This window comes from Nocardia sp. NPDC058519, assembly GCF_042719755.1.
Taxonomy (GTDB): Bacteria; Actinomycetota; Actinomycetes; order Mycobacteriales; family Mycobacteriaceae; genus Nocardia.
The window spans coordinates 144,131-152,966 of sequence record NZ_JBHXNK010000019.1 but is presented as its reverse complement, the minus strand read 5'-3'; the positions used below and the strand labels follow the sequence as shown (position 1 = coordinate 152,966).

The following is an 8,836-nucleotide window of genomic DNA, read 5'->3' as shown; positions in this document are numbered from 1 at the left end:
CTCGGAGATGTGTATAAGAGACAGGTGGTCGCCGCGTGCTCGACATCGGTTCCGCGCATCTGCCCGCCGGTTCGATCACCGCGGTCACCGGTCCCAACGGCGTGGGCAAGAGCACCCTGGCGCGCATCCTGACCGGATTGCAACGGCACGAGGGGACCGTCATGCTCGATGGTCGGCGGTTGACGCGCCGCGATCGGCTACGCGAATCGGCCATCGTGATGCAGGACGTCCAGCGGCAGCTGTTCACCGACAGTGTGACTGCCGAACTCGCTCTCGGAGCCACACCCGAGACGGTGCCGCACATCACGGCGCTGCTGTCGGCGATGGGACTGGACGGGTTGGGCGAGCGTCATCCGTTGGCATTGTCCGGCGGACAACAACAACGCCTGGTCATCTCTGCGGCACGCCTGAGCGGACGCCGGATCGTGGTCTTCGACGAACCGAGTTCCGGCGTCGACGGGCGCCATCTCCATTCGATCACCTCGATTATGCGTGAGCTTGCCGCCGACGGGGTAGTCGTCATGCTGATCAGTCACGACGAACACCTCCTCGCGCTCGCGACCGACCAGCGCCTGTGTCTGCGGTCGCTCGGGGACTGATGCCATCGGTGGCATCGAGACTCCTCACTCGGGCCCGTAACCCCGACACCACCCGCAGCGTCCGAGAAATCGAAGTGCTGCGCCTGGTCGCAGCCGAAACCCGACCGGCGGCCTTCTGAATTCGCAGCTGGTCTCCAGCTGTGCGCGACGGATCCCTGACACCACGGGTATCCATCGAAAGTTTTTCTGCGAGCCCGACTTTCGATAGTCCGTAGCCCTTCTTTGAGGGGACGCGCGAAGGCATTTCGACGACGACGATGATCTCTGGACTCGGTTGAACAACTCGGGTCGACCGTTGACTCCGCGGGGGTCAGGTATGCGGACCTTCTGGTCGGAGGAACACTCAGTGAACGAATTCGGAGGAATCGATGGATTCCTCGGCACCAGAGCATCTCTCATGATGGATGTGCTGATCGTCGTGATGGCAGTGCTGGCATGGAGCGTCTACGAGGTGAAAGGACGCCGACGGTATTCGCTGCACAAGCGGATCCAACTGCCGCTGGGCGCGGCCCTGTCGGTCGCGGTCGTCATCTTCGAACTCGATATTCGCATCAACGGCTGGCAGGACCGCGCGGCGGGCGTCGTCGGCGGTACGGTTTCCAGCGCGGTGTGGGTGGCCCTCGCCGTGCATCTCGTATTCGCGCTGACGACAATCGTGCTGTGGCCGGTCGTCATCGTCCGGGCGATCCGAGGGTTCGGTTCGCGAACACATCCTGGTCCACATAGTCCGTCCCATGTCCGCTGGGCGCGGGTGGCCGCCATCGATCTGATATTCACGGCCGTGACAGGCTGGGCGTTCTATTGGGTGGCCTTTGCAGGGTAGGCGGCGAGTCTTCTCTGAACGCGTCTACGCCGATACTGTCGATGAGAAATTCAGAGCGGGACGTGCCGACACCGCGGAGGCGAATCCGCCGTCGTGCAGGTGCGGCACGCACCGCCTGCGAATGGTCTCAGTAGCTCATCGCGCGCTGGTGCGGAACGGCTCGGACGGGGCGCCGAGATTCGGTGCGCCGAGCAGGGATGGCGCCGACAGCGCGTATATCCCGTCGTTGGTCATCAGCCAGACGATGTTGCGGTCGTATTCGACATACACGCCATGTGTCGGATTGCTGCGCGCCCAGTCCTCGGTCTCCGGACCGAAGGTCGGCGGCGCGAAGTATCCCGCGATCTTCGGATTCTTCGGGTCCGACACGTCGAAGAACTGTGCTCCCGCGTTGTAGAAGTCATAGACCATCAGCCCATCCTTCGGGTCGCCCGGAGAGGTGAAGTACCCACTGCGCTTGGGTCCGAAGCTGCCGCCGCGCTGGCAGAAATCGGTCACCGGCGCTCCCTCCGGCGGTGTCGGCCGCGGTAGCCGGCCGACAATGCGCGGCTGCGCGGGATCGGTGGCATCGACCTGGAAGATGTCCTTGTACGGCTCGTAGCAGTCCTCCGACAGCGGATAACCACTCAAATACACCATGCCGGTCTTCTCGAACTGGGAGACATCGATATTGTCGGCCTCGGTACCCGACACCGACGGCGGGACATCGAGATGGCCGACCTCGCGCAGATTCGTGGGATCGGAGATGTCGATGATCGACATGCCGAATCCGCCCATCGCCGCGAACCCGTACTTGCCGCCTTCCTCTATCGGCGTGGGAATGTAGAGCGGGTTGCGTGAACCCATCCACGATGTCCGGTTGCCGCAGCGCGTATTGGATCGGTAGGCATCCTCCTCACCGCGAACCATGCCCTCACGATGCCAGGTGTCGAGCAGCACCGGTGCGGCCGGATCGGCCATGTCCCACACCTGGAATCCGTTGGCGTAGAGGTAGGTCGGATACTCCTGCATCGACCAGTCGTCGTTGGGCGCCGTCGAGACGAACATGTAGCGACCGCCGTCCCAGTGCGGGACGTCGAGAGATCCCGACCCCTGCTGGGGCTTGCTGAAATCCGGGTCGAGCGGATTGTTCTGAGTGTCGTCGGTGCTCACCGTCGCCAGCAACTCCCAGTCCTGCTTCCGAGGGCCGTTCAGCTTGTAGACCTTGAAGCCTTTGAGCTGGGTGTCCGCGCGAGCAGCGGCCACACCTTCGGGCGCGGCGTACTTGCTCTCTTGCGGCGCGTCGCCCATCCAGAACGGAACCTGACGCCGCATCTCGAAACTCTGGACCATGATGTAGCCGCCGTGCTTCTCGCTCCACTGGATGGTGGAGGCTCCCCAGAAATCGTGGGCGGCCCAATCCTTGCTCGCGACGGCCTCGTTGTTTCCCTCCACCGTTGCGACGTCGTCGCGGGTCAGCGACTCGACGACCTGCACGTTCTCGACATCGGTGATGTCGTAGACGCGGGCTTCGCTGCGGTCGTACTGGAACATGTAGCGTCGACCGTCGAAGTCCACGATGTTCTGCCACGAATGGAACGGATCCGGGGTGAACTGTTTACCGGGGTAGTGCGCCTCGATATTCACGTTGTCACTCTTGTAGGAGTTCGGGTCGTACCCGCCGGTGGCGGGGAACAGGTCTTCCCCACCGCCGGGGAACGGGTGCTGCTCCGATTCGTTCACATAGGTGAGGGAAGGGTGCAGGAAGGACCCGTCGTTCTGCATTCCGTAGCTGCCCGGGTCGACCTTCGACGGCCGCCGGTCTTCGCACGCGATCGCCACGTTGGGGTCCGCGGGTACAGCGTCGGATCGGCTGCGCGCTGCGCGATCGTCCACGGCCCGCGTCACCACGGCCCCACCCGTGCCCGCCCCGACGGCGACACCGACGACGACCAGTCCGGCAAGCCATTTCCCCTGGCGCCTCGACAGATTCACCATTGTCCGATCCTGTCGATCCGACCACATACCTGGACCGATGGGAAGGCCGCTGCTGCGGCGGGCACGCGATTCGATGTCACGGATACTCCTTTGCTCAGTGCTGCGACCGAGTCTTGTCGGCGGCGACACGCTGGAACTCCGCCCACAGGCCGACCCTGCACAGCCGAAAACCGACCGCTGAAGCCTTGCGAGCCAGCTGCTGATCTGCTATTGAGCCGGAGCCTCGACCCGACTCGCCTGAACGTCCATGACACGATCCACCAACGCCCCTTTGGCCAATGACTGGAATGTGTTCACTACCCTGCGACGGCCGTTATTTTGGCGTTTTCGGCCCGTATGGCCTGGTCAAGTTGACCCAATGACTATTGGGAGAAATCACAGTGGTCTGTGATTTGAAACTCGTGTTACCTGAATAACGCTCATTATGTTTGAGGTTTCAGTTCGGAAAGCATGGGGGATATCGTGCCCAATCGGTTCAGATTCGTTGCCGCAATGGCCGGGGCGGTGATCGCACTGGCCATGACCGCGGGGTCAGGATCGGCGCAGGCACCCGAACCCGCGACCGGCCCATTGCCGGTCCCCTTCGACCTGGGTGCGGGCATCCTCCCCGCAGGTTTGTTTCCGGCTCAGGCGCCGCCCGGCGCCAACGACTGGAACTGCAAACCCAGCGCCGAGCACCCGAATCCGGTGATTCTGTCGAACTCCACGTCGACCACGCAGGCGATCGCTTGGCAGGCCGGCGCGCCGTACCTCAAGAACAACGGCTACTGCGTGTACACGTTCAACTACGGCAATATGGCGTGGCTTCCGGGGCAGGTCCCGTTGCAGGCTCTCGGTGACATCCGCGCGTCCGGGCGCGAACTGGCCGCCGTTGTCGACCGCGTGCTCGCTGCCACCGGTGCCGAGAAGGTGGATATCGTCGGCCACTCGCAGGGCGGTGGCATCATGCCGCTGTACTACCTCAATGTGCTCGGCGGTGCGGCCAAGGTGGACAAGATGGTCGGCATCTCACCCAGCAATCACGGCACCACGCTGAGCACCATCGCGTACCTGCGCAGCTTCGTCCCGCCGGTGGGGTGGTGGGTCTACGAGGGCCTCGGCGACATCGCACCGGGCCTGACCCAGCAGGCGATCGGCGACGACCTTTCGCGCGAGGTGTACGGCAACGGCGACACCCGCCCTGGGGTCACGTACACCACCCTGGTAACCAGGTACGACCAGATCGTCACCCCTTACGATCAGCAGTACCTTTCCGGTGAGAACGTCACCAATATCACCCTCCAGGACGGCTGCGTGGTTGACCAGTCCGAGCACCTCGCCACCTTGTACAGCGAACGAGTGTGGCGGTTCGTTCTCAACGCACTCTCACCCGACACGGCCACTCCGGTTCCGTGCTTCCCGGTGAGTCCGTACTTCCCCGGAGTTCGCTGAGGCGCTGGTCAGCCGATCGGGTGCGCGCCATGACCGGCGCCACCTGCGGCTGATCGCCCGCAGGTCGTTCTGTGCAATAATCAGGAACCCGCTATCTGACATCTCAACATGTCAAATCGAGAGCGACTGTCGAACACAAGGGGACCTACAGTGGGCACAGATTCCGCATCCGTCGTATCGGCGCGCCGGACAACAGCGGCGAGTACCGCGCTGATCTCGCATTCTGAGGCCAGCGTGCGTTCGCGCGTCAACTACGTGCTGGCGCGCCTGATCGCCAAGCCCATGTACCGGGTGTGGCCGCTGAACGACACCGGGATCCGCGCGCTGAACCTGCTCGACGGTGCCTTCGCTCTGGTGCCCGCACCGAGCACCGTCGTGCAATCGGTCACCGAACTCGATTCCGTACCCATCGAGCGGTACGTGCCGCAGCGCGACGCCGACGACGCGCTGGCCGGGGCCACCGTGCTCTATCTGCACGGCGGCGGATTCACGTTCTGTGGGGCGGGAACCCATCGCAGGGTCACCAGCAGGCTGGCCGGACTGCTGGCGGTGCCCGTGTACTCGGTGATCTACCGGCAACTGCCGTTCGCGGGGGTCGGCACCGCGGTCCATGACGCCTACGCGGCGTATCGCCGATTACTGGAGATCTGCCCGGACCCGGGCAAGGTGATCGTCGCCGGAGACTCGTCGGGGGCCTTCCTCGCCGCCAAGATCTGCGAGCTCGCCGCGGCCGACGGCATCGCCATGCCCGCGGCCTACATCGGCTACTCGACGCATGTGAACCTCGACGTCGATCTGCGGGACCACGCTGTCATCTGCCGTGACGCCCTGATGCCGGTTTCCGCGTATACGCGGGCCAAGCAGAAGTGGACGCGCGGTCCGGTGGACCTTCGCGGCGCGCGGTCGCTGCTGCAGATCGACCCCGCGGTATTCCCGCCGACGTTCCTGACCGTCGCGGCAAAGGAGATGTTCGAGGCCGACATCGTGGAATTCGCCCAGCTCCTCGGCGACGGCGGACGCGATGTCGAGGCCCATGTGTGGCAGCGACAGGTCCACGCGTTCCCGGTACTGGACGGTTTGCTGCCCGAGAGCCTGCAGGCGGTGGGGTTGACCGCCGAGTTCCTGCGCAGGGTATTAGGCGCGCGAAGCAGTACCGCAGCGTAGTAAACGTCCGCGCCCGCCTATCCGGTTGGATAGGCGGGCGCGAAAGTATCAGCCACGCGGCGGATCTAGGTCACCACTCAGCGCGACGCGCGCTCGGGGACGACGATCGTGCCGTAGTCGAGTCCGCCATGGCTGTGCGTCGGCACCACCGGCCACTGCCGCTTCCACGGCGCGCACTCCGAGGACGGGATGATCTGCAGCCACCGCGAGTCACGCGGGGACGGCGACGCCATCGTCTTCTCCTTGACCATCGAGTCGTACTGGTCGAGCGAGTCCTCGAGGGTGTTCCCGTTGAGCACGACCTCGCGACCGTAGAACGATGCCTGCTGCTTGACGCCCGGAATCTTCGACAACTCGGGCTGCCAGCTGTCGGCGGCCATGCCGTTCTCCGAGGAGACCCACACGCCGTCGGGCGTATTGACCACCAGGGAGTGGTTGCCATCGGTGTGTCCCGGCGTCCACAGCAAACTGACACCGACACCGAGTTCGACGTCACCGTCGAAGATCTCGAGCCGGTCCTGCGGCACACCGTTCATGCCGCCGTCGACGTACCAGGCCCACTGCATCGGGTGCATGGACTCGAACGTGCCGAGTTCCCTGCGGTGCACGAGCAGCTTCGCGTTCGGGAACAGCGGCTTGCGTGGCTCGGTCTCGCCCTCGATGATCTCGTCGCTGCCCATGATCATCCGGACGTCCTGGACGTGGAGATGGTCGAAGCTGATGTAGTCGACGTCTTCGTTGCGCAGTCCGAGCCGGGGCAGCACGGTGTCGGGATCGTTGTAGTACGTGACGAAGAGCTTCTCGGCCTTGAGCTTCTGCGAGACCTGCTGGAGCTTGTGGTAGAACGGCGCCTCCGCGGAACCGGCCGCGACGGTGGGCTCCCAGACCAGGGTCTTGAGTTTGCCGTCGAAGCCTTCGAACTGGATGACGAACATCCGGTTGATGATCGAGATCATCGGGTTGAGGTTCACCGAATAGCCCTGGAAGGCGAATCGCGCGGGATAGGGTGCGGCGGCGATGTCGAAGCTCTTGATCGCCTTGATCTGGCCCTGCGCGATGAAACGCTCGCGGTACCGGGTGGCCGCGTCGCGCACTGCTTCCAGCCGCTTGCCGCGCGGCCAGACGTCGTGCACGCCGTCGAATTCGGGAATCGGGCGCACCAGCTCGGTGGACTGATCGCCCTGCCGGCGACCGTTGGTTTCGGTGGTCACGAGGTGGCTCCTGAGTTGTTGTCGGTGGTGAGTGCGTCTTTTTCGTAGGCCGCGCGCGAATCCTGGTTCGCCTCGACGACCTGGTTCGGCACCATCTTCCGGTACACCAGCACGCGCAGCGCGTCAGGCAGGATCGCGACCGCGCGAGCGAGCGGCCCTACGTAACCCGGGACGGTCACCTCGAATCGGGGCTTGGCGATCGCGCCGACCACCGCCGATGCCACATCCTCCGGGGTCAGCATATCGACCGACCCCGTCGAGGTGCCTGCCGCGAGCGGGGTATCCACGACGGTCGGCATCACGACCGAGAGATTGACACCGCTGCCGCGCAGCTCCTCACGTACCGCGCTCAGATATCCGAAGACACCGTGCTTGGTGGCCGCGTATGTCGCTTCGCCGGGAGGGGCGAGCTTGGAGGCCGCGGAGGCGACGGTCACGATATGGCCGCGGCCGCGGGCGCGCATGCGCGGCGCGGTGAGCCGGACACCGCGGATTACGCCGTGCAGGTTGACCTCGAGCTGGCGGCGGGTGGCCTGCTCGGTCTCCTCGTCGAACGGGCCGACCCACATCACGCCCGCGTTGTTGACCAGCACATCGACCGGCCCCCACTTCGACTCGACCTCGTCGAGGAATCGGGTGAACGAGGACTCGACGGTGACATCGAGCGCGAACCCGGCGGCGGTACCCGGCAGGGTCGCGGCCGCCGCGGCCGCCTGACCGGCGTCCAGGTCGCCGATGGCGACACGCGCGCCGGCCTCGGCGAGTTGCCTGGCGATCGCCAGACCGATGCCCCGCGCAGCACCGGTCACCGCGATCACGCGACCGTCGAAACTCTTGGTCGAGCCCACAAGCCCTCCTTACTAGGGTCAATATTTGACATGCATTCATGTCTGATGTGACCCAGTCTCCCATAAGCGCAGCGAGCAAGGCAATGCTCTACGGCAAAACCGGCAGCTACTCCGCGCGACGGAGAGCGCCGGCCGCGGCGAGGAAAAGCGTCGTGCACACCTCGACCAGTACCTCCACCGACTGCCGCTGACCGGTCATCATCCAGTCCACGAGCAGGTTGTTCACGGCTCCGGACAGCGCGATCGCGGACAACCGAGTGCGCTCGTCATCGGGGTCGATACCGGCCTCCGTCGACCACACCGAGCCGATCAGTTCGCCGAACGCCCGCAGCACTCCGTGCCGCAGTTCCTCGAGCTCTGGCGAAACGCCGACGACCTCGATGAGGACAATACGAGCGCGACGCGGGTCCTCGGTCAGGTATTCGATGAACGCGGCCAAGCCCGCACGCACGACCACCGCCGTTTCGCTGCCTGCCGCCGCAATCGCGGTCTCGGTAGCCTGCCGCATCTCGGCAACGAGCATCGCGTAAACCTGGACCAGCGACGCCTGGCGATCACGGAACGACTCGTAGAAGTACCGTTCGGTCAGCGAGGCCGCGCCGCAGATCTGCTTGACCGAGGTTGCCGCGAACCCAGCTGTGCCGAACCGGTCGAGCGCGGCTTCGAGGAGTGCATCCCGACGGGCGCGAGTTCGCTCTTCGGCAGCCAGGCCGGAGTAGCGGCGGCCGGTACTCGAATTATGTGCCGATGTCATCGTTCCTCCGGTCTGCCGAATGCCTTGGG

8 protein-coding genes are annotated in these 8,836 nt (G+C 64.7%); 4 read left to right on the top strand and 4 right to left on the bottom strand.

Annotation, left to right across the window (positions count from 1 at the left end; genetic code table 11):
- Positions 1–35 precede the first annotated feature (35 nt).
- Both ACFWPK_RS21535 and ACFWPK_RS21530 read left to right on the top strand, forming a co-directional pair.
- Complete coding sequence (locus ACFWPK_RS21535) at positions 36–599, top strand: ATP-binding cassette domain-containing protein (protein WP_378918394.1); 564 nt, start codon at positions 36–38, stop codon at positions 597–599.
- Between the two features lie 346 nt (positions 600–945).
- Complete coding sequence (locus ACFWPK_RS21530; protein WP_378918392.1) at positions 946–1,422, top strand: DUF420 domain-containing protein; 477 nt, start codon at positions 946–948, stop codon at positions 1,420–1,422.
- Positions 1,423–1,557: 135 nt separating this feature from the next.
- Here ACFWPK_RS21530 and ACFWPK_RS21525 read toward each other — a convergent pair whose 3' ends face one another.
- Complete coding sequence (locus ACFWPK_RS21525; RefSeq protein ID WP_378918390.1) at positions 1,558–3,399, bottom strand: hypothetical protein; 1,842 nt, start codon at positions 3,397–3,399, stop codon at positions 1,558–1,560.
- Positions 3,400–3,861: 462 nt separating this feature from the next.
- Between ACFWPK_RS21525 and ACFWPK_RS21520 the strand changes: the two genes are divergently transcribed.
- Together ACFWPK_RS21520 and ACFWPK_RS21515 are read left to right on the top strand one after the other, a co-directional pair.
- Positions 3,862–4,830 carry an alpha/beta fold hydrolase gene (locus ACFWPK_RS21520; protein ID WP_378918389.1) on the top strand — a complete coding sequence of 323 codons (969 nt, stop codon included), beginning with the start codon at positions 3,862–3,864 and terminating at the stop codon, positions 4,828–4,830.
- 150 nt (positions 4,831–4,980) lie between these two features.
- The gene (locus tag ACFWPK_RS21515; protein ID WP_378918387.1) at positions 4,981–5,994 is read left to right on the top strand and encodes an alpha/beta hydrolase; all 1,014 of its coding nucleotides are present in this window, start codon (positions 4,981–4,983) and stop codon (positions 5,992–5,994) included.
- 77 nt (positions 5,995–6,071) lie between these two features.
- Here the strand turns inward: ACFWPK_RS21515 and ACFWPK_RS21510 are convergent, their stop codons facing one another.
- The 3 genes from ACFWPK_RS21510 to ACFWPK_RS21500 form a co-directional block, all read right to left on the bottom strand.
- Positions 6,072–7,205, bottom strand: a complete 1,134-nt coding sequence (locus tag ACFWPK_RS21510) for a hypothetical protein (protein ID WP_378918385.1) — start codon at positions 7,203–7,205, stop codon at positions 6,072–6,074.
- The gene (locus tag ACFWPK_RS21505) at positions 7,202–8,053 is read right to left on the bottom strand and encodes an SDR family oxidoreductase (RefSeq protein ID WP_378918383.1); all 852 of its coding nucleotides are present in this window, start codon (positions 8,051–8,053) and stop codon (positions 7,202–7,204) included. Before ACFWPK_RS21505 ends, ACFWPK_RS21510 begins: the two co-directional genes overlap by 4 nt.
- A 106-nt stretch (positions 8,054–8,159) precedes the next feature.
- A complete protein-coding gene (locus ACFWPK_RS21500) occupies positions 8,160–8,807 on the bottom strand; it encodes a TetR/AcrR family transcriptional regulator (protein WP_378918381.1) in 648 nt (215 codons plus the stop codon).
- Positions 8,808–8,836: the final 29 nt, after the last annotated feature.